Origin of the sequence: Streptomyces sp. NPDC059224, from assembly GCF_042754285.1 — a bacterium.
In the GTDB taxonomy this organism is placed as follows: domain Bacteria; phylum Actinomycetota; class Actinomycetes; order Streptomycetales; family Streptomycetaceae; genus Streptomyces.
This window is the reverse complement of the sequence record NZ_JBHZAN010000056.1, coordinates 1-19,040: the sequence shown is the minus strand read 5'-3', so window position 1 is coordinate 19,040 and position 19,040 is coordinate 1. Positions and strand designations below refer to the sequence as shown.

General features: G+C 73.0%; 18 protein-coding genes. 9 read left to right on the top strand and 9 right to left on the bottom strand.

Annotation, left to right across the window (positions count from 1 at the left end):
• Positions 1-25 precede the first annotated feature (25 nt).
• Entirely contained in the window at positions 26-430 is a 405-nt protein-coding gene (locus ACFXI4_RS40245) for an Hsp20/alpha crystallin family protein (protein ID WP_385001319.1), read from the bottom strand.
• 280 nt (positions 431-710) lie between these two features.
• Complete coding sequence (locus ACFXI4_RS40240) at positions 711-1,184, bottom strand: hypothetical protein (protein WP_385001316.1); 474 nt, start codon at positions 1,182-1,184, stop codon at positions 711-713.
• A gap of 718 nt (positions 1,185-1,902) precedes the next feature.
• Here ACFXI4_RS40240 and ACFXI4_RS40235 point away from each other — a divergent pair.
• Both ACFXI4_RS40235 and ACFXI4_RS40230 read left to right on the top strand, forming a co-directional pair.
• Entirely contained in the window at positions 1,903-2,778 is an 876-nt protein-coding gene (locus tag ACFXI4_RS40235) for a universal stress protein (RefSeq protein WP_385001386.1), read from the top strand.
• A 190-nt stretch (positions 2,779-2,968) separates the two neighbouring features.
• Positions 2,969-3,643, top strand: a complete 675-nt coding sequence (locus ACFXI4_RS40230; RefSeq protein WP_385001313.1) for a CBS domain-containing protein — start codon at positions 2,969-2,971, stop codon at positions 3,641-3,643.
• Between the two features lie 20 nt (positions 3,644-3,663).
• Here ACFXI4_RS40230 and ACFXI4_RS40225 read toward each other — a convergent pair whose 3' ends face one another.
• The 6 genes from ACFXI4_RS40225 to ACFXI4_RS40200 form a co-directional block, all read right to left on the bottom strand.
• Positions 3,664-3,939, bottom strand: coding sequence for an acyl carrier protein (locus tag ACFXI4_RS40225; protein ID WP_385001310.1), 276 nt, complete (start codon positions 3,937-3,939; stop codon positions 3,664-3,666).
• A 5-nt stretch (positions 3,940-3,944) separates the two neighbouring features.
• A complete protein-coding gene (locus tag ACFXI4_RS40220) occupies positions 3,945-5,465 on the bottom strand; it encodes a 2-oxo acid dehydrogenase subunit E2 (RefSeq protein ID WP_385001307.1) in 1,521 nt (506 codons plus the stop codon).
• Positions 5,462-6,514, bottom strand: coding sequence for an alpha-ketoacid dehydrogenase subunit beta (locus ACFXI4_RS40215; protein WP_385001304.1), 1,053 nt, complete (start codon positions 6,512-6,514; stop codon positions 5,462-5,464). The genes ACFXI4_RS40220 and ACFXI4_RS40215 overlap by 4 nt, the downstream gene beginning before the upstream one ends.
• Complete coding sequence (gene pdhA, locus ACFXI4_RS40210) at positions 6,511-7,512, bottom strand: pyruvate dehydrogenase (acetyl-transferring) E1 component subunit alpha (protein WP_385001301.1); 1,002 nt, start codon at positions 7,510-7,512, stop codon at positions 6,511-6,513. The genes ACFXI4_RS40215 and pdhA overlap by 4 nt, the downstream gene beginning before the upstream one ends.
• On the bottom strand, positions 7,509-9,365 hold the full coding sequence (gene acsA / locus ACFXI4_RS40205; RefSeq protein WP_385001298.1) for an acetate--CoA ligase: 1,857 nt from the start codon (positions 9,363-9,365) through the stop codon (positions 7,509-7,511). Before acsA ends, pdhA begins: the two co-directional genes overlap by 4 nt.
• A gap of 121 nt (positions 9,366-9,486) precedes the next feature.
• Complete coding sequence (locus ACFXI4_RS40200; RefSeq protein ID WP_385001295.1) at positions 9,487-11,001, bottom strand: DUF1254 domain-containing protein; 1,515 nt, start codon at positions 10,999-11,001, stop codon at positions 9,487-9,489.
• Positions 11,002-11,321: 320 nt separating this feature from the next.
• Between ACFXI4_RS40200 and ACFXI4_RS40195 the strand changes: the two genes are divergently transcribed.
• The 6 genes from ACFXI4_RS40195 to ACFXI4_RS40170 are packed head-to-tail and all read left to right on the top strand — an operon-like array spanning position 11,322 to position 16,800.
• Positions 11,322-12,125 carry a hypothetical protein gene (locus ACFXI4_RS40195; RefSeq protein ID WP_385001292.1) on the top strand — a complete coding sequence of 268 codons (804 nt, stop codon included), beginning with the start codon at positions 11,322-11,324 and terminating at the stop codon, positions 12,123-12,125.
• Positions 12,122-13,300 (top strand): 4Fe-4S dicluster domain-containing protein, encoded by a 1,179-nt coding sequence (locus ACFXI4_RS40190; RefSeq protein ID WP_385001289.1) that lies wholly within the window; start codon positions 12,122-12,124, stop codon positions 13,298-13,300. Before ACFXI4_RS40195 ends, ACFXI4_RS40190 begins: the two co-directional genes overlap by 4 nt.
• Complete coding sequence (locus ACFXI4_RS40185) at positions 13,297-14,112, top strand: FAD/NAD(P)-binding protein (RefSeq protein WP_385001286.1); 816 nt, start codon at positions 13,297-13,299, stop codon at positions 14,110-14,112. The genes ACFXI4_RS40190 and ACFXI4_RS40185 overlap by 4 nt, the downstream gene beginning before the upstream one ends.
• A gap of 2 nt (positions 14,113-14,114) precedes the next feature.
• Positions 14,115-14,996: an oxidoreductase gene (locus ACFXI4_RS40180; RefSeq protein WP_385001283.1), complete on the top strand. Its 882-nt coding sequence runs from the start codon at positions 14,115-14,117 to the stop codon at positions 14,994-14,996.
• Positions 14,993-16,324 carry a Ni/Fe hydrogenase subunit alpha gene (locus ACFXI4_RS40175; protein ID WP_385001280.1) on the top strand — a complete coding sequence of 444 codons (1,332 nt, stop codon included), beginning with the start codon at positions 14,993-14,995 and terminating at the stop codon, positions 16,322-16,324. Before ACFXI4_RS40180 ends, ACFXI4_RS40175 begins: the two co-directional genes overlap by 4 nt.
• Positions 16,321-16,800: a hydrogenase maturation protease gene (locus ACFXI4_RS40170; protein WP_385001277.1), complete on the top strand. Its 480-nt coding sequence runs from the start codon at positions 16,321-16,323 to the stop codon at positions 16,798-16,800. Before ACFXI4_RS40175 ends, ACFXI4_RS40170 begins: the two co-directional genes overlap by 4 nt.
• A 72-nt stretch (positions 16,801-16,872) precedes the next feature.
• Here the strand turns inward: ACFXI4_RS40170 and ACFXI4_RS40165 are convergent, their stop codons facing one another.
• Positions 16,873-17,331, bottom strand: coding sequence for a Crp/Fnr family transcriptional regulator (locus ACFXI4_RS40165; RefSeq protein ID WP_385001274.1), 459 nt, complete (start codon positions 17,329-17,331; stop codon positions 16,873-16,875).
• A gap of 795 nt (positions 17,332-18,126) precedes the next feature.
• Between ACFXI4_RS40165 and ACFXI4_RS40160 the strand changes: the two genes are divergently transcribed.
• Complete coding sequence (locus ACFXI4_RS40160) at positions 18,127-18,753, top strand: hypothetical protein (protein ID WP_385001271.1); 627 nt, start codon at positions 18,127-18,129, stop codon at positions 18,751-18,753.
• Positions 18,754-19,040 lie beyond the last annotated feature (287 nt).

Genomic DNA, 19,040 nt, shown 5'->3' with positions numbered 1-19,040 from the left:
CGCCGGAAAGGGGGAACGCGTCCCGTCAGCCACCGTGGTGGATCGCGATGTGCCTGGCCTCCGCTTTCTCGGCACCCAGGCCCACGCTGACGGTCAGCATGCCGTCGGTGTAGTCGGCCTTGATGTCGTCCTCGTTCGCGCCGGACGGCAGGGCCACGCTACGGCTCATCGCGCCGTACCGGAACTCGCTGTGGCTCTTGTCGATGTCCCGTTCGGTGCGTTCGGCCTCGACCGTCAGCACTCCGTCGTTGATGACGACGTCGATGTCCTCGGCGTCCATGCCGGGGAGTTCGGCACGCATCACATAGCGGCCGTCCTCCGTGTAGTCCTCGATCCGGACCGCGGGCACCGTCAGCTTGCTGGGAAAGGTCTCGAACCAGTCCGGGATCTCCGGGAACGGGAACTTCTGCCTGCGTGTCAGTGTGGCCATCGTCCTGCCTCCTCAGCGGTCGTCGTGTCTGCCGACCCCTCCAGTCCACCTCGCCGATCCCGCCCCGGCTGGGGCCGAACAGCCCAGGTAAAGGTCCCGGAAGTCCCTGTTTCGCCCGTCGTTCGCGCTCGGACCGGCAGGCTCGGGACCACCGCATCCCGCGGCGTTCGCCACATCCGATGCCACTGCCACCGGTCCGCACGAAGCGGCCACGGCGCTGGCCCGCCTCCGGGACGGCGTGCGGGACAGGGCCGCCCTCGGTCCCTTCCCCCGACCGAGCTCAGAGTCCGTAGCGCGTCACCCAGTCGGGCTCCACGCGCTCCCACGCACGCGCCCACTGGGCGAGACGGCGGCGGTCGAAGCTCCTGTCGAGGGCCCACCGCACGCCGAAGGCGACGGCCACGCCGGCGAACACGGTCGCGCATCCCATGGCCACACCGGCGGTCGCCGGGAAGTCCCGGTCCGGGGGCGGCGCGGCGACATCTCCTCGCGCGTCCAGCCACACGGTCGCGTGGGCTCCGCGCTGGAGCCAGGCCCGCACCGGCACGACATCCGTGTGGCCGCCGTTCCGGTCGCTCCAGCGCACCAGCGCGTGGAAGCCGGACTGCGCTCCGGCGCGGTCGTCGCTCGACCGCGCCGGCGTCAGCAGGGTCGCCGTCACCGGGTGCAGTCGCGCCAGCCCCGTGTGCCTCACCAGCGTGAAATGGCCGTACACGGCCTGTCCGACGCCCCCGGCCAGGAGCGGCACCGCCATCAGGGCTACGACCGCCAGGAGGACCCGGAGCCGGCGTTCCAGACGGTCGACCGGCCGTTCCAGCGTGCTCGGGCCGGCATCGCCTGCCCGCCCTCCCCGCCCGCCGGGCGGCCCCGGCAGGCGGGGAGGGCGCCGGTAACCGGGAAGACGCGGTGTCCACATGGCCCGACCCTCCGCCGCGGATTCGTCGTAGGTCCCACAGTCCTCCGCCGTGGCGCCGGCGAGCAGGGGCCACCCGGTCCACGCGAGAGCCGTTCGACCCCATCGGACGGGGCACCTGGGGAGGGATGCTGGACCGTGTCGCCGACCGTCCTGGCCGCGCGGACCGACTGGACCCGTCGGAGCGGGCGGTTGCGTGACACGGCAGGGCGCGCGGGGACGGTTCTGCGGACGGACGGAGAGACGATGAGCGAACGCACTCGTGATGCCCGGCGTGCCCCGCGTGCCCGCTGTGGCGCCCGGTTGCCGTCGACGGGGACGGCTCGGTCGCGGGCTGTGGGCCCGGTGGCCGCTTCTGTCCGCCGGGGTGGGAAGGACCACGACAACGACTGGGTGCTGCTGACCGGCGGGACGTGGCGCCATGTCGAGACGATCCGGGTGCGGAGTCTGTTCGGCTGAACACGGCGGCCGCAGGACCGCCGGTGTGTCGCGGCGGGCCGTGGGCGGTGCGACGGTGTTCACAGGGTCTCGGGAACTGCACGAGAAGGCGGTGACGGCGATGGAACTCCCCGTGGTCGTGGGTGTCGACGGGTCGGACTCCAGCCTCGTGGCGGTGGACTGGGCGGTGGACGAGGCGGCCCGGCACGGGCTCCCGCTGCGTCTGGTCCACGCCTCCCTGTGGGAGAGATACGAGAGGACCCTGCCGTCCTTCGGCACCGACAGGCCGACCGAGAAGGCGATGGCGGAGCACATCATCTCCTCCTGCGTGGAGCGTGCCCGGGTGCGCGACGCGGAGGTCAAGGCGTCTGCGGAGGTACTGCCCGAGGACGCCGTGACGGCGCTGCTGCGGACTGGGCCGGATGCGTTCGCGCTGGTCATGGGCTGCCGGGGACGCGGGCAGGTGTCCGGCATGCTGCTGGGGTCCGTGGGCCTCGCGGTGGCCGCGCGTGCCGTCTGCCCGGTCGTCGTGGTCCGCGGAGAGGAGCGCGACCGCGAGGGTGCCCCCGGCGGCGTCGTGGTGGCGGTCGGTGACAATGCCGAGGAGACCGGCGCCCTGCGCTTCGCCCTGCGTGAGGCCGATGCGCGTGGCTGCGCCCTGACGGCCGTGCGGGCGTGGCGGATCCCGTCCCAGGAACCGGTGGACCACATGCTGATCGCCGACGACGCCGCCCGGCTGCGCGAAGAACGGGCATCGGTCGCGCTCGGCGAGGCGATTCAGAGGGCCGCAGGGGAGTACCCGGGGGTCGATGTGCGCCGTCAGATCGTCGAGGGCTCCGCGCATCGCGTCCTGCTGGAAGCGGCGGCCGGTGCCGACCTGATCGTCGTCGGAGCCCGGCGCCGGCACGGCCACTTCGGGCTCCAGCTAGGCAGAGTCGCGCACACCCTGCTGCACCATTCGCCGTGCCCGGTGGCCGTCGTGCCCGGCCGGGGATGAGGCCGACACGGTCAGGGACCGCTTCCTCGCCGGACTCTCGACGACGGGCCGGTCGTGGTGGTGAGTTCGCACGACCGCCGTCCGCTCCGCAGAATGGTGCTGTACCAGACCTGCCACGCGGGACCCGCTGCCGCACGGGTGAAGAGCGCCGCCGGCCGCGAGGCGGGCGGCTCGTATCCGGGAGGCATCAATGCACCACCGAACGGTCGAGGAACTCATGACGCGGCCCGTCGTCCAGGCACGGCGGGACACCCCGTTCAAGGAGCTGGTCCGGCTGCTGGCGGAGAACGACGTCACCGCCCTGCCCGTGGTGGACGACCTGGGGCGCCCCATGGGGGTGGTGTCCGAGGCCGACCTGCTGCGCAAGAGCGCCGATCAGGCCGACCCGTCGGGCAGGACCCCCGTCCCGCATCTGGAAGCCTGGGAACGGGCGAAGGCGGAGGGAGCCCGGGCCGAGGAACTCATGTCGGCTCCCGCGGTGTGCGCGCGTCCGGACTGGAGTGTGGTGGAGGCGGCCCGCCTCATGGAGATCCAGCACGTCAAACGGCTGCCCGTGGTCGACGAGGCGGACCGGCTGCTGGGCATCGTCAGCCGCGGTGATCTGCTGCGGGTCTTCCTGCGCGGTGACGAGGCCATCCGTGAGGAGATCACCAGGGACGTGCTGCACCGCACACTGGGGCTCGAACCGGCGGACGTGGCCGTGGAGGTGCGTGACGGGCGGGTCGAACTCAGCGGCACCGTGGAGTACCGGAGCCTGGTTCCCGTCGTGGAACAGCTGTGCCGTGGCGTGGACGGCGTGGTCTCGGTCACCGGACACGTGGCCTGGCGGAGGGACGACGCCCGGGCCGCTTCCTCCGGTTCCTGAGGGGACGTCCTACGCGGGCCTCACGGTGCGGAACCTGCCACGTCCCCCGATCTGCCGACCAGGAACCGGGTGGCATCCGCCAGCGTGGTGAGTTCCGGATAGTCGTCCTCCTCGATACGGACGCCCGTGCGTTCGGCCAGCAGCTCCACCAGGCTGAGGAAGTCGAGCGAGTCGAGTTCGAGCACGTCACGGAACCTGTCGTCCGGCCGGACCAGGGTGAAGTCGGCGTCGGGAACGATCCGCGTGATCGACTCCTTGACCACAGCCGTGGCCTCCGCGTCGGTCAGGGGCTTCACAGCACTCACAGCTCCTCCGGTTGTTGCAGCAGTCGGTCGACCGCCGTGAGGTAGCGCGCTCCCACGGCGCCGTCCGTGGCCCGGTGGTCGGCGGCCAGGGTCGCGGTCACCACCGGGCGCACGCCGAGCATGCCGTCGGCCGCCCAGGGCCGTTCGACGACCGCGCCGAATCCGACCAGGGCCACCTGGGGCGGATGGATGACGCCGTACACGCACTCCACACCCTGGTCGCCGAGGCTGGTGACGGTGAGCGTGGCGCCGGACATCTCGCTGCCGCGCAGCCTTCCCCGGCGGGTTCGCTCGACGAGGTCCTTGAGACGGCGCATGAGGGCGTCGGGCGCAAGGGCGTCGGCGTCGCGGATCACCGGTGCGAGCAGCCCGCCCTGCCGAAGCGAGACCGCGACGCCCAGGTTGACCTCGGACGCGGGGACCAGCCCGTCGTCCTGCCAGTAGCCGTTGACGCTCGGCACCTCGCGCGCGGCCAGCGCGGCGGCCCTGAGCAGCAGGGCCGCGGGCACCAGCCGGTCGGCGGGCGTACGGCCTCGGTTGACCCGCCGCAGCCAGGCCGCAGCGGCGGTGAGGTCGACGGTGGTGGAGAGGTAGTAGTGCGGGATCTCCCGCTTGGAGCGGCTCATGAGCTCGGCGATCACCCGGCGCATCGCGTCCCTACGCTGTTCCGGGCGGTCCGCGGCGGCTGCGGCCACGGGCGCGCGCCGTCCGCCGTTGCGCCGGGGCCGCTCCCGCTCCCGCTCGTCTTCCCCGGCGTGGGCACGCACGTCGGCCGCACGCACGGCCCCGCCGTCCCCGCTGCCCCGCACGTCCGCCAGGTCGACGTGGAGGTCGTGGGCGAGCCGTCGCGCGTACGGCGTCGACCGCACCCTCGGGGGGCGGGGTGACGGGGCGCGTGCCACGTCGGCGCGGGTGATCCGTCCGCCGGGGCCGGTGCCGTGCAGTGTCGTCAGGTCGATGCCCCGCAGCTCGGCCAGGTGCCTGACCAGCGGTCCGGCGCCGAGAGCCGGGGTGGCCGCGTCGGGTTCGGACGGCGGGGGCTGTGCGGGTCGGGCCGTCGTGGGTACGGGCTGCGTGGCCTGCTTCTTCTGGCTGTGCACCGGCTTGCGCACCGGCTCGCGCCGGGACTTCGGGCGTTCGTGCGGTGCGACGGCCGGTTTCCGTCCGGTCGGCGCGCCTACGGGCGCCTTTCGCGTCGTCGGCTCGGCGGCCGTGGGCCGGACCGCCGTGGCTGCGGCCGTCGTCGGAGGCGCGGGGGCGCCCGCCCGCGTCCCCGCCCCGGCCGAGCCCTCGATCACCGCGAGCGCGGTCCCCACCGGCACCCGGGTGCCCGCCGGGACAAGGAGCCGTCCCACGGTCCCCGACTCGAAGCACTCGACCTCGACAGCCGCCTTGTCGGTCTCCACGACCGCCACGACATCGCCTTTGCGTACCTGGTCGCCGGGGGCCACGAGCCACTCCTGGAGGACTCCCTCGTCCATGTCCGCGCCGAGTGAGGGCATGGTGAAGTCGGTCATCGGTCCGGCCCCCCGGTGGCCGGCGCGGGCTCGCCGACAGTGCGCCGGGCGGCCGCCACGATCTTGTCGGGCTGGGGGAGCGCGGCCGCCTCCAGCCGGCGCGCGTACGGCATCGGCACCTCTGCGCTGCACACCCGTTCGACGGGGGCGTCGAGGTCGTAGAAATGCTGTTCGGTGAGGCGGGCGGAGATCTCGGCGGCGAGGCTGCCGGTGCGCCAGCCCTCGTCGACGACCACGGCCCGGTGGGTGCGGGCGACCGAGTCGCCGACCGTGGCGTCGTCCAGCGGGCGCAGGGTGCGCAGGTCGACGACCTCGGCACTGATGCCGCCGCTCGCGAGGTCGTCGGCGGCGGCCAGTGCTTTGGGCAGCGAGCCGCCGTAGGTGATCAGGGAGACGTCCGTGCCGGGCCGGCGGACGGCCGCGTGGTCGAGGTCGACGGGGCCCGCGTCGGCGGGCAGCTCGCCGGAGACGTTGTACAGGCTGCCGTGCTCGAAGACCAGCACGGGGTCGGGGTCGGCGAGCGCGGGCGCCAGCATGTGGCGGGCGTCGGTGAGGGTGGCCGGGGCCAGGACCCGCAGGCCGGGGATGTGCGCGTACCATCCCTCCAGGCTGTGCGAGTGCTGGGCCGCGAGCTGGCGGCCCGCACCGGTGGTCATCCGGATCACGATCGGGACCGGCAGCTGGCCGCCCGACATGTGCAGCAGGGTCGCCGCGTTGTTGAGAATCTGGTCCATGGCGAGCAGGCTGAAGTTGACCGTCATGATCTCCACGACCGGCCGCAGCCCCGCGAGGGCCGCGCCGATGCCGGCGCCGACGAACGCGGATTCCGAGAGCGGGGCGTCCCGGATCCGGTCGGGCCCGAACTCCTCCAGCAGACCGAGGCTGACGCCGAAGCAGCCACCGTACCGGCCCACGTCCTCGCCCATCAGGAACACCCGGTCGTCGGTGCGCAGCGCCTCGCGCAGCGCTTCGCGCAGCGCCTCCCGGTAGGTCGTCCTCAGGTCGGAGGAGATGGCGGACTTCGGGGTACGGGTGCGGGTCGCGGTCATGGCGGGCTCGCCTCCACCGGGCTGGTGACGTACTTCAGCAGATCCTCGACGGACTCCTCGGGCGCCTGCTCGGCTGCCTCCACGGCCGCGTCGATCTCGGCGGTCAGGCGGTCCTCCAGGTCGGTGCGGGCCCTGTCGGACAGTTCCTTCGCCTCCCGCAGCCGCCGGGCGAAGCCCTCGACCGGATCGCGTTCCTTCCAGTGTTCGATCTCGGCCTTGTCGCGATAGCGGTCGGAGTCGTACATGGAGTGGGCGCGGAAGCGGTACGTGCGCATCTCCAGGAAGTGCGGTCCGCCGCCGCCGCGTACCCCTTCGGCGGCCCGCAGGGTGGCGTCCTCGACGGCGAGGACGTCCATGCCGTCGACGGCCCAGGAGGCCATGCCGTATCCGGCGGCACGCAGCGCGAGGTCGGTCTGGGCCTGGTGCCGGGCCAGCGCCGTGCCCATCGCGTACAGGTTGTTCTCGCAGACCAGCAGCAGGGGCAGTCCCCAGAGCGCGGCGAGGTTGGCGGTCTCGTGGAACTCTCCCTCGGCGAAGGCGCCGTCGCCGAAGAAACAGCAGGTGATCCGGGCCCGGCCGGTCATACGGTCGGCCAGGGCGAGGCCGGCCGCGAGCGGCAGCCCGCCGCCGACGATGGCGTTGCCGCCGTAGAAGCGGCGGCCGGCGTCGAAGAGGTGCATCGAGCCGCCACGCCCATGGCTGCAGCCGGTCGCCTTGCCGAACATCTCCGCCATGATCGCCTCGGTCGGCACCCCGCGGGCCAGCGCGTGGCCGTGCTCGCGGTAGGTCGACACGACCGCGTCGTCGTCCGTGAGGGCCTCGTTGACGCCGACGGCCACGGCCTCCTCACCGATGTACAGGTGCATGAAGCCCCGGATGCGCGCCGCGCTGTACAGCTCCACGCAGCGTTCCTCGAAGCGGCGGACGCGCAGCATCGACTCCAGCAGGGCCAGCCGGTGCGCGGCCTGACGGTCGGGCCGGGTGCGGGTGGTGCTCATGCGGACCGCTCCGTCCTCTGCGTGGGCCGCTGTGGGGTCTCCTGCGGGACGGAGGCGCCGTGGGCGGAGTCCTCCAGGGTGGAGACGTCACCCTCGGGCAGGCCGAGTTCACGGGCCCGCAGCAGGCGGCGCATCACCTTGCCGCTGCGGGTGTGCGGCAGGTGCTGGTCGAAGGCGATCTCGCGGGGCGCGACCGCCGGGCCCAGCCGGCGGCGGGAGAAGGCGAGCAGGTCCTGTTGCATGGCCGTGGTCGGGTCGCAGCCGGGGCGCAGCGCGACGAATGCCTTGACGATGTTCCCGGCGACGGGGTCGGGCCGGCCGATGACCCCGGCCTCGGCGACCGCCGGATGCTCCATCAGGGCGCTCTCGACCTCGAACGGCCCGATGAGATGGCCCGCCGACTTGATGACGTCGTCGGCCCGTCCAACGAACCAGTACCAGCCGTCCGCGTCGCGCCGCACCAGGTCACCGGTCAGATACCAGCCGTCCGCGAAGGCCGCCGCGGTGCGCCGCTCGTCATGCAGATATCCCCGGAACATGGACGGCCAGCCGGGCCGCAACGCCAGCTCGCCCTCCACGCCGGGCTCCACCAGCACGGTGACGCGCCCGTCCGTCACCTCGGCCCGGCCGTCCTGGCCGCGCCGCAGTACGGCCGCCTCCACGCCCGGCAGCGGACGTCCCATCGAGCCGGGGCGGATGTCGCAGGCGGCGAAGTTGGCGATCATGATGGCGCCGGTCTCGGTCTGCCACCAGTTGTCGTGCACCGGCAGCCCGAGCACGTCCCGCCCCCACAGCACGGCCTCAGGGTTGAGGGGCTCGCCGACCGAGGCGATGAACCGCAGCGCGCTCAGGTCGAACGAGCGGGGCAGGTCGTACGGCCCGGTGCGGGGTGTCGTCCGCATCAGCATGCGCAGTGCCGTCGGCGCCGTGTACCAGACGTTCACCCGCTGCTCGGCGAGGATCCGGTACCAGCGGCGGGCGTCGTACTCGCCCTCGTCCACGACGACCGTCACCCCGTGCATGAGCGGGGCGACGATCCCGTAGGACATACCCGTGACCCAGCCGGGGTCGGCGGTGCACCAGTACACGTCGTCCGGATGCAGGTCGAGGGCGTACCGCGCGGTCACGTAGTGCGCGACGGCGGCCTCGTGCACGTGCACCGCGCCCTTCGGGGTACCCGTGGTGCCGCTGGTGAAGTGCAGCAGGGCCATGTCGTCCGGGGAGGTGGGCGCGATGACGAAGGTGTCGTCCGTGTCGGCCATGAGGGCGTCGAAGGAGAGCGTGCCGTCCGCGGTGTCCGCGCCGCCCCCGACGATCAGCACGTGCCGCAGACCGGGCAGGGCGTCGCGCTGGCCCGAGACCTTCCTGCGGTACAGCTCCGCCGTGGTGACCAGGACCCGGGCATCGCTCAGCCGCAGCCGCTGCGCGACCGGGTCCGGACCGAATGCGGAGAACAGCGGGCACACGACGCTGGAGTTCTTCAGCGTCCCCAGGACCACCGTGTACAGCTCGGGACACCGCCCGAGCAGCGTGACCACCCGCTCGCCCCGACCGGTCCCGAGCCGTCGGAGCACATGGGCGAACCGGGCCGTGGCACGGGCCAGTTCCCCGTAGGTCACGCACGTCACGGAGTCGTCCCGGCCGACACAGCGCAGCGCGACCGCCGCCGCGCGTTCCGTCGCCGCGTGCCGGTCCACGGCCTCGTAAGCGATGTTCAGCCCTCGTCCGCCGGGCAGCCCACGCAGTGCGTCCCGTGCCCGCGACCACGAGAAGCCCGCGCACTCCGCTTCGTAGTCGAGCAGGTTGGGGGCGACCCGGGGCGGTGTGTCCTTCCGGACGGTCTCCCCGCGCATGCGGCCCCTCCTTCCTTCGGGCCTCCTTCGATCATCCGTCCGGCCGCCCTCTCCCGCACCGGGGGGACAACCGAGCTCTCGGGGGTCCCCCGAGAGCCTCGCGGGCGCGCGGGCCGAGTCGTCAGGCGACGCGGGTCAGCGGGGGACACTCCCAGGTCGCGTCGATCACCTCGGGGCGGGGCCGGTACATGCGGAGGGCCACGAACCAGGCACCCTTCTTCGCGGTGGGCAGCCAGTTGGCCTCCCTGCCCGGTCCGGGCGGCTCGCTCTGCAGGTGGAGCGTCAGTCCGCCGTCATCGTCCCATCGCAGGCCGGCGCTGCGGTCGCCCACCGAGTAGCGGTCGGCCGGGTTGGCGATGAGGTTCATGTCCTCCCCGTAGGCGCTCAGCGACCAGAACGCGTCGACCGGTGGCAGGGCGTCGCCGGGAAAATGCAGCTCGTACCGGCCCTCGGGGGCCAGCTTGGCGCCGTTCGCGTCGTCGAAGTTGAGCAGGTAGACGGCCTCGGCGGGGTCGTTGGCGGCGACGCCGACGAGTGACTGGTCGGCGGCGCGTTTGAGGAAGTCGTCGCCGAAGCGCCCCATCTGCGGGGGAGGGTAGCGCCAGCCGTGGACGAGGTGGGCCCAGTCACCGCTGAGGATCTGTTGTCTGAGCAGGGGCACGCCGACGGTGGCGGCCCGGATCAGGCTTCGTCTCACCGCGTCGGGCTGGGCCTCGACGTCGAGGCCGGGACCGATGCCGATCTGGGCGAACTGCTCGAGAAGCACCTGGTGGTGAGACGGCGGAGGGTTCTCGTCCAGCATCGCGTTCAGCGTCTTCCAGGGTCCGAGGGGATCGTCCTCCGCCAGGACCGGCGTCAGGACGTCACGGCTCTCCGGGACCTCCGCGTCCGGTCTGCCGTACAGGCTGAGCGGGGTCAGCCGGTACTGCTCCTGGAGTTCCCGGACGCGTGGCACGTCGTCGGGGCCGTTGACGAGGGTGCGCCCGAGGACGAGGACCCAGGGGCTGGGGGCCTCCTTCAGGCGGCGTACCCCGGCGGGAAGACTTCCCTGCCACTGCGGACCGACCAGGGCGAAGCTGCCCGCGTCCGATCCGGTGGTGCGCTGGCCGACGTAGTCGAAGTTGTCGGACGTGATCCCCACCAGCTCGAAGGTGAAGTACCGGTCACCCATGTCCGGGTGGGAGAGGACGACGGGCTCAGAGCCGAGGTTCACCCAGGCCGTCGAGTACAGGGTGTCGTTGTTGGGGCATCCGCCGTCGCGGTAGGTCGCGTCAAGCAGCCGCTCGGCGTGCCAGAAATGGTCGACGGCCGCGTACGGAACCGTCGCGGGGTTGCGTGGTCGCGTCACCCAGTCGTGCCTCAGCCTGGCGTTGTAGATGTACGGAAACCCGTAGACGAACGCCTGCTGTCCCAGTGTGTAGGCGTACTCGCCACGCCAGTCGTCCACGCGCCCGGTCAGGACAGGCTTCACCGCCTGACCGAGGACGGGCACGATGTCGGGCAGACGCCGGGCGTGCGCGATCGCGGACCTCGGATGAAGGGCCGCGTGCCCGGCGGCCCGTGCCACCGTGACGGCTGCGCCGGCCACGTCCTCGGAGATCCGGCGCCAGGCCGGGTTCTGCGATGTCTCGGGCATATCGGCACCACTTCGCTCAACCGCGTCGAGGGCAGGGTCTCGGACCCCGGCCGTGTTGTCGCTCCCCAGGCGGCCATCTTCCCCCGTTCCGGCGGTCGGCGCAGCCGGAGAAGTCCGGCCACCCCACCCGAGTGGCCGGCCTTCCCGCGGGGGCGTGAACGTCACTCGTCCGGCCGTACGGTGCAGCCGTCGGGGGCGGGAAGGCGGACAGGTGGTTACGTTCTCGGAAACGGGGCGAGACCGTCGGCCTCCGGCGCCACTCGGCGTCAGGGGCACGCGGATCACCCGGAGGCGCCGTATCGCCGAAAGCGAGTGGCCCCATGCCTTCGACACCGGCCCGCCAGGATCCGGTGACCAGGACGTACGAGAATCTCCACGGCGTGCCCCATGCCGAGATCGTCGTCTTCACGAAGGACGCCGACGGACCCGGAGCGACCGGGGACGTCCACAACACGCTCGGCCTCCCGGTCGCCTTCACCGAGGAGCAGTTCCGCGCCCTCGACCCCGCGGCGCCGGCGGCGGAGTTCCACGGAGACGCCGTGTGGATGAACGGGCCGCGTCGGGCACTCATGGACGCAGCCACCGCGCAGCTCCGGGACGCAGGACGCGTCACCTCCGTGGCGGGCATCGCCATGCACTCCGTGGCCGATGTCCACGTTCCCGACCTGCGGACGTTCCTCAGCACCCGGCGGCCGGCCTGCACACGGCTCACCGTGGGGCGTACCACCGGGTGGGTCTTCCTGAAGGGCCGTGAGATCCACGAAGTCGTCTCCTCCTCGACGAGTACGAGAACAACTACCAGCGCCACGGCTGACCCGCGTCCCGGCGAGCAGGCGGCCGGAATGCCGCCCGGACGCCTCGTACGCCTGCCCGCCGGGCGTGGGTTCCAGCGCCTGGAGCCGTCCGGTTCCGCGAGGCCGGACGGCTGCCGCCGCGGCGGGGACTCGGTCCCGCACGGCCCGACGCCACGGTGGCACGGCTGCCGGGCGCTTGAGACGATGACCGGGGAAGGGTTGCCGAGGGGCGACGTCGTCCGGCTCCTCGCACGAGCCGCACGGCCGCACCCGCTGCTGCGTTCGCCAGGACGGGCAGGCACCCAGGCTGCCGAAGGAGGCCGGTCATGACCGCCGACGCCGATGCCAACGCCTCCCCGGCCCCCGCGCCCGACGGCTCTGTCCTGACCAAGGACGGCATGGCAGTGCTGGTCGACGTGCTGATCGGACGCGGCTTCACGGTGGTGGGGCCTACGGTCCGGGACGGTGCGATCGTCCTGGCCGAGCTGCGGTCGGCCAGTGAACTGCCGTACGGCTGGGGCGTCGAGCTGGAGGCCGGGCGCTATCGGCTGCGTGAGCGGCCCGACGGCGCTGCCTTCGCGCACGCCGCGGGCCCGCAGGCCTGGAAGCCGTTCCTGCACCCGCCCCGGGTGCGGGAGTGGAGCGCCGACCGGTCGCCGGACGGACTGGTCGTCACGGCCGACCGGCCCGTGCCGCCGCGCTACGCCTTCCTGGGCGTGCGCCCCTGCGACCTGCGGGCCATCGCCGTCCAGGACCGGGTGCTGACCGGTGGGGCGCACCGGGACCCCGGCTACGAGGGACGGCGCGGCGGAGCACTGCTGATCGTGGTTGAGTGCACGGAGCCGGGTGCCACCTGCTTCTGCGTCTCGATGGGCACCGGTCCCGCCGCCGGTCCCGGCTACGACCTGGTCATGACCGAGGTGGTGGACGAGGACGGGCACCGGTTCTGGATCCGCAGCGGCAGCGCGGAAGGCGCCGGGATCCTGGCCGAACTGCCGACCCGTCGAGCCGATCCGGACACCCGTGAGACGGCCCGCGCGGGTGTCGCGGCCGCCGCGGACCGCATGGGCCGCACCATGCCCGAGGCCGACCTGCGGGAGCTGATGGCCGCGACGCTCGACGCGCCTCGCTGGGACGACGTCGCCGGACGGTGTCTGACCTGCGGCAACTGCACCATGGTGTGCCCCACCTGCTTCTGCACCACCACCGAGGACGTCACCGACCTCACCGGCGACCACGCGGAGCGCTGGCGGTTGTGGGACTCGTGCTTCGACCTGGACTTCTCCCAGCTGCACGGCGGCCCGGTCCGTGCCTCCCCGCGCAGCCGCTACCGGCAGTGGATGACCCACAAACTCGGCACCTGGTACGACCAGTTCGGCTCGTCCGGCTGTGTGGGCTGCGGCCGCTGCATCGTCTGGTGCCCGGTCGGGATCGACATCACCGAGGAGGCCGCCGCCCTGCACGACTGGACACGGTCCGGGGGACCGGCGGCGGAGTCATCGTGACCGGCGTGGCGCCACCACTGCCGTACCGGGTCGTCGGCTCGCGGGCGGAGACCGCCGACACCCGTTCGATCGAGCTGGTGCCGACCGGGCGCGGTCTCCCGCCGTTCGCGCCGGGACAGTTCGCGATGATCTACGCCTTCGGGGTCGGTGAGGTGCCCGTCTCCGTCAGCGCGCTGCACGGCCCCCGGGGCGGCCTCGTGTACACCGTGCGCGCCGTGGGCGCGGTCTCCGCGGCTCTGTACCGGCTGCGCCCGGGTGACTCCGTCGGCCTCAGGGGGCCGTTCGGCGTCGGCTGGGACCTGGCGGCGGCCGGGCAGGACCTGCTGGTGATCGCCGGAGGAATCGGACTGGCCCCGTTGCGGCCGGTCGTGCGCGCCGTCCTGGAACGGCGGGACGGCTACGGTCGGCTCACGGTCCTGGTGGGCGCCCGTACCCCGGCCGACCTGGTCTACCGGGACGAGATCGAGAGCTGGCGCGGCCCGGCGGAGGTGGCCGTGACGGTCGACCGCCCAGGTCCCGGCCGGCACGTGGCGGTCGGCGTGGTCACCACGCTCCTGGGCCGCCTCGACCTGCGCCCCGAACGGACCCGCGCGCTGGTGTGCGGGCCCGAGGTGATGATGCGCCACACAGCCCGCGACCTCGTGGCCCGGGGCCTGGCCCCGGACCGCGTCCAGGTCTCCCTGGAACGGAACATGCGCTGCGCCACCGGCCATTGCGGCCACTGCCAGCTCGGCCCGCTCCTGCTGTGCCGGGACGGGCCCGTCGTCGGCTACGACCGCGCGGAGCACCTGCTCCTGGTAAGGGAGTTGTGAACATGGTCACCGGACCCGGACCTGCCCCCCGCCCCCGGCCCACGCTCGCCGTGTGGAAGTTCGCCTCCTGCGACGGCTGTCAGCTGACCCTGCTCGACTGCGAGGACGAGCTGCTCGGCCTCGCCGACCGGATACGGATCGACCACTTCCTGGAGATGACCTCCGCCGAGGGCGGCACCGGCGGGGAGCACGCCCGGCTGGCTGGCCGGGGGCCGTATGACCTCTCCCTGGTCGAAGGGTCGATCACCACCGCCGAGGACGCCGAGCGGATCCGGCACGTCCGCAGTGTCTCCCGGTACCTGGTGACCATCGGAGCGTGCGCCACCGCCGGGGGCATCCAGGCCCTGCGCGACTTCGCCGACATCGACGAGTTCCTCGCCGCGGTCTACGCCCGCCCGGAGTACATCTCCACGCTCGGGACCTCCACGCCGGTCTCGGCTCACGTCCCGGTCGACTTCGAGCTGCGCGGCTGCCCCATCGACCGCCGCCAGCTCCTCGAAGTCATCACCGCCTACCTGGCCGGACGCAGACCCGGGATCCCGAGCCACAGCGTCTGCTTCGAGTGCAAGAGGCGCGGCACCACGTGCGTCACGGTGGCGCACGGCACCCCCTGTCTGGGCCCGGTCACGCATGCGGGCTGCGGCGCGATCTGCCCCGCCTACGGACGCGGCTGCTACGGCTGCTTCGGACCGGCGGAACAGCCGAATCTGCGGTCCATGGTCGCCCAGTTGCACCGCGACGGGATGAGCGAGCGGGACATCCAGCGTGTCTTCCACACCTTCAACGCCACGGCGCCGGAACATGCCTGCGTACCCGAACTCGCGGCCGGGGAGCGGCACGGCTCACGGACCGGCTCGGAAACCCGCCCCGAAAGGCCCGCATGAACCCTCGCGGAACCCGCGTCCTGCGGCTGGACGCGCTGGCCAGGGTGGAGGGCGAAGCGGCCCTCCACCTCCACGTCCAGGACGGTTCGGTCACCGGGACGAGGCTGCGCATCTACGAACCGCCGCGCTTCTTCGAGGCCCTCCTGACCGGACGGGGCCATGCCGAGCCCCCCGACATCACCTCCCGAATCTGCGGCATCTGCCCGGTCGCCTACCAGATGAGCGCCTGCCAGGCGATCGAGAACGCCTGCGGAGTGACGGTGGACGGGCCCCTCGCCGATCTGCGCCGCCTGCTGTACTGCGGCGAGTGGATCGAGAGTCACGCCCTGCACATCCACCTCCTGCACGCACCGGACTTCCTCGGTCGCGCGGACGTGGTGGAACTCGCCCGTGACCATCGCGCGGCCGTCGAGCGCGGCCTGCGGATCAAACAGACCGGCAACGCGATCATCGAACAGCTCGGCGGCCGCCCTGTCCATCCGGTGAACGTCCGGATCGGCGGTTTCTACCGGACCCCCGCACCGGAGGAACTCCGGCCCCTGGCGGACCGGCTGCGGCAGGCCCTGCAGGACGCGCTGGAGACCGTCCGCTGGGTGGCGGCGTTCGACTTTCCCGACGCCGTGTGCGACCACGCCCTGTTCGCGCTGAGCAATCCCGGCCGCTACGCCATCGACTCCGGGACGCCCACGGTGATGGACCCGGCGCCGCGCGAGTTCCCCCTATCCGACTTCGAGGAGCACGTCCGGGAGGAGCAGGTCCCGCACTCCACGGCCCTCACCGCCACCCTGGACGGCCGCCGGTTCCTGACCGGCCCACTGGCCAGGTACGCGATCAACGGCCGTTGGCTGCATCCCGTGGCGGCCGGTGCGGCACGGGACGCCGGGCTGGGCGATCCGGCCGCGGGCGTGGTCTGCGACAACCCGTTCCGGAGCATCGTCGTACGCGCGGTCGAGATCGTACAGGCGGTCGAGGAAGCCCGGCGGATCATCGACGGATACGAGCGGCCTCCCCGCCCGGCGGTCGAGGTCCCGCCGCGGGAGGCCGTCGGCGTGGGAGCCACCGAGGCGCCCAGGGGCCTGCTGTACCACCGCTACGCCCTCACCGGGGACGGAACGCTCACCGGGGCCCGCATCATCCCGCCGACCGCCCAGAACCAGACGGCCATCGAGGAGGACGTCCGCAGGGCGGTGCAGTCCCGCCTGGACCGGGGCGGACCCACGGCCGACGACGAGGAACTCACCCACCTGTGCGAGCGGGCCATCCGCAACCACGACCCCTGCATCTCCTGCGCCGCCCACTTCCTCGACGTGACCGTGGACCGCGTATGACCGGCCGGGTCGTGGTGGCCGGCGTCGGCAACCCGCTGCGCGGTGACGACGGGATCGGCCCGGCGGTCGTGGAGGCACTGCGGGGCCGGGTTCCCGACGGCACCGTGCTGGCGGTCAGCGACGGCGAGCCCGCGAGACTCCTCGACCTGTGGCGGAACGCGGATGCCGTGATCATCGTGGAGGCCCTCCGTACCCAGCCGGCGCGGCCCGGTGCGGTGCACACGCTGACAGCGGCGGAGGCCGCCGGGCACTCACGGGCCCGGGCGAGCACGCACGCCTTCGGTCTGGGCGACTGCCTCGCGCTGGCGGAGGCCCTCGGCCGCGTGCCGCCGAGGTTCGTGGTGCACGCCGTGGAGGTCGCCGACGTCCGACTCGGCGCACGGCTGAGCGCGGCCGTGCGCTCCGCCCTCCCCGATCTCACCGACCGCGTGATGACCTCCGTGCGAGAGGCGTACGAGCGGTGCCAGGAGCCGTAGGGGCGGCGGGTCTTCCGGCCCGGGCCGGAACGCGGGGGAGTGTGCGGCCGGCCGGTGACCCAGCCCCGGGGGTCAGGTCAGCCCGCCGCCTCCGTAGGGGGCGTACAGGTCGAGGAGACGGATCCGGGAGGCCTGCAATCGCTGGGCGAGCACCTGCCCGAGCCAGGTCGCGATCGCTTGGCCGAACCCGGCGTCCTGGGCACAGGTCTCCAGGACCGGGCCCGCATCGAACTCCCAGGCCCGCACGGGGCTCATCGCCTCGGCGCCCAGATGCCACAGGTACGGAGGGAAGTGCCAGGCCCAGCCGACGAGTTCCCCCTGCCCGACAGTCTCGATGACGGCGGGGCGGTGGCCGGGCGCATGCAGGTCGAGGGCGACGGCCCCGGTGCGTACCACCCAGAAGCGGTCGGCACGCAGGCCCTCCTCGAACAGCCGGGTCCCGGCCGCGAACGAGACCTCACGGGCGAGCCGCATCAGCCGCTCGCGGTGCTCGGGCTCCAGAGCCCTCGTGGTCGTGGTCGCGGCGGCCATCGCGCAGGCTCCCTTCGGCGGGGCGTCTCCTTCCAGCCTGGCCGCATCCGCGTCCCGGCGCCAGCGGCCGGGAGGCGACTCTCCGGGTCACGCGCGGGGCGCCGGACGTGCGCTACCCGCCTCCGGCAGGCATGCCAGGGGCGGGAAGGGCTTCCACTTCTCGCGGATCCGGATTGCGCGGTGCACGGTTCCCGACCGCTTCTCCGCGTCCTCCACGGTCCTTCCCGCCACTACCAGCACAGCACATCACGCCCTCCCTCACCAGGGCCGATCGGCCCTGATGCGGCACGGGACGAGAGGAGCGCGGCGACGGCCGGGCGGCATACCCGACGGTCCGCGGGTTCCGGCGCGGGAGAGCCCCGGGGTCCGGGCGCCCGCGTGCAGCGCAGCGCGTCCGCGAGGGGAGGAAGGAACGCCGGCGCCGACGCGCCGGAGCGGGCGGCGGCGATGGAAGAGAGGGACGAGGCCGATACGAAGGGTCGGAGCAGTCGGACCCGTGACCGCGGAAGGTGAGCGAGGGCTTCGCCCAGGCCGTGCACCGGGCAAGTTCACGGTGCCGTGGGGTCCCCCCGCGACCCGGCGTTCAGGAAGGACGGCGTGCACGGCGCGGTGTCCGCAGACCTCACCACCGACCACCAGACGCCGTGCACATGCCGATCAGTCCCGGCGGACGGGGCCGTTCAGCCCAACGGGTGCGGACGTTCGGCATCCGGCGTGGCCGTTCGCGGACCATGAGAGTGATGGGCGTCAGACAGCGAACGGACCGTCCCCCGACTCCCTGAAGGGATCACCACCATGGCCGTGCACGAGCACCCTCACCGTGGCTCCGGCTTCCACCTGCCGTCCTTCCGCCGGCCCCGGACCGCCTCCGCCTCCGAGTCAGCGGCGGCGACGACCGACATCCGGGCCGCGCGGGCCTACGCCCTCGCCTCCCTGCGGTTGCTCACCGGGTTCGTCTTCCTGTGGGCCTTCCTCGACAAGACCTTCGGCTTCGGCTACGCCACCCCCGCCGGCAAGGGCTGGATCGACGGTGGCTCGCCGACCAAGGGCTTCCTCAGCGGTGTCGCCGCCGGCCCGCTGGAGTCCACCTTCCACTCCTGGGCCGGGGACACCTGGGCCGACTGGCTGTTCATGCTCGGCCTGCTCGGCGTCGGCCTCGCTCTGGTCGCGGGGGTCGCACTGCGGCTCGCCGCCGTCGCGGGCACCGTGATGATGGCGCTGATGTGGACGGCCGAGTGGCCACCCGCCAAGCACCTCTCGGACGGCTCCGCGAGCATGTCCACCAACCCGTTCGCCGACTACCACCTCGTCTACGCCGTGGTCCTGATCGTCCTGGCCCTGACGGCCGCCGGCGACGCCCTCGGCCTGGGGCGGGTGTGGGCCCGGCTGCCGTTCGTCCGTACCAACGGGTGGCTGCGCTGAAGGCCCACCGGGGGGCGGGACCGCCGCCGGTGCCGCCCCCGGAGCCGTTCCTGGGGGTCCAACGGTCCCTGCGCGGGACCTGTGGCCCCTGCCCGCGCAGGCCCCCCGACCCGAGGCTGGGAACGGGCCGGTACGTCGGGCCCGTCACCCACCCCGTCCTGCACCACGCCACCGCACCCGCAGCCGTCGCTTCCCACGGCTGACCAGGAACAGAGGAGAGGACCACCATGAAGGCAGCGGTCGTACGACGGTTCGGGGAGCCCTTGGTGATCGAGGAGCGCTGCGAC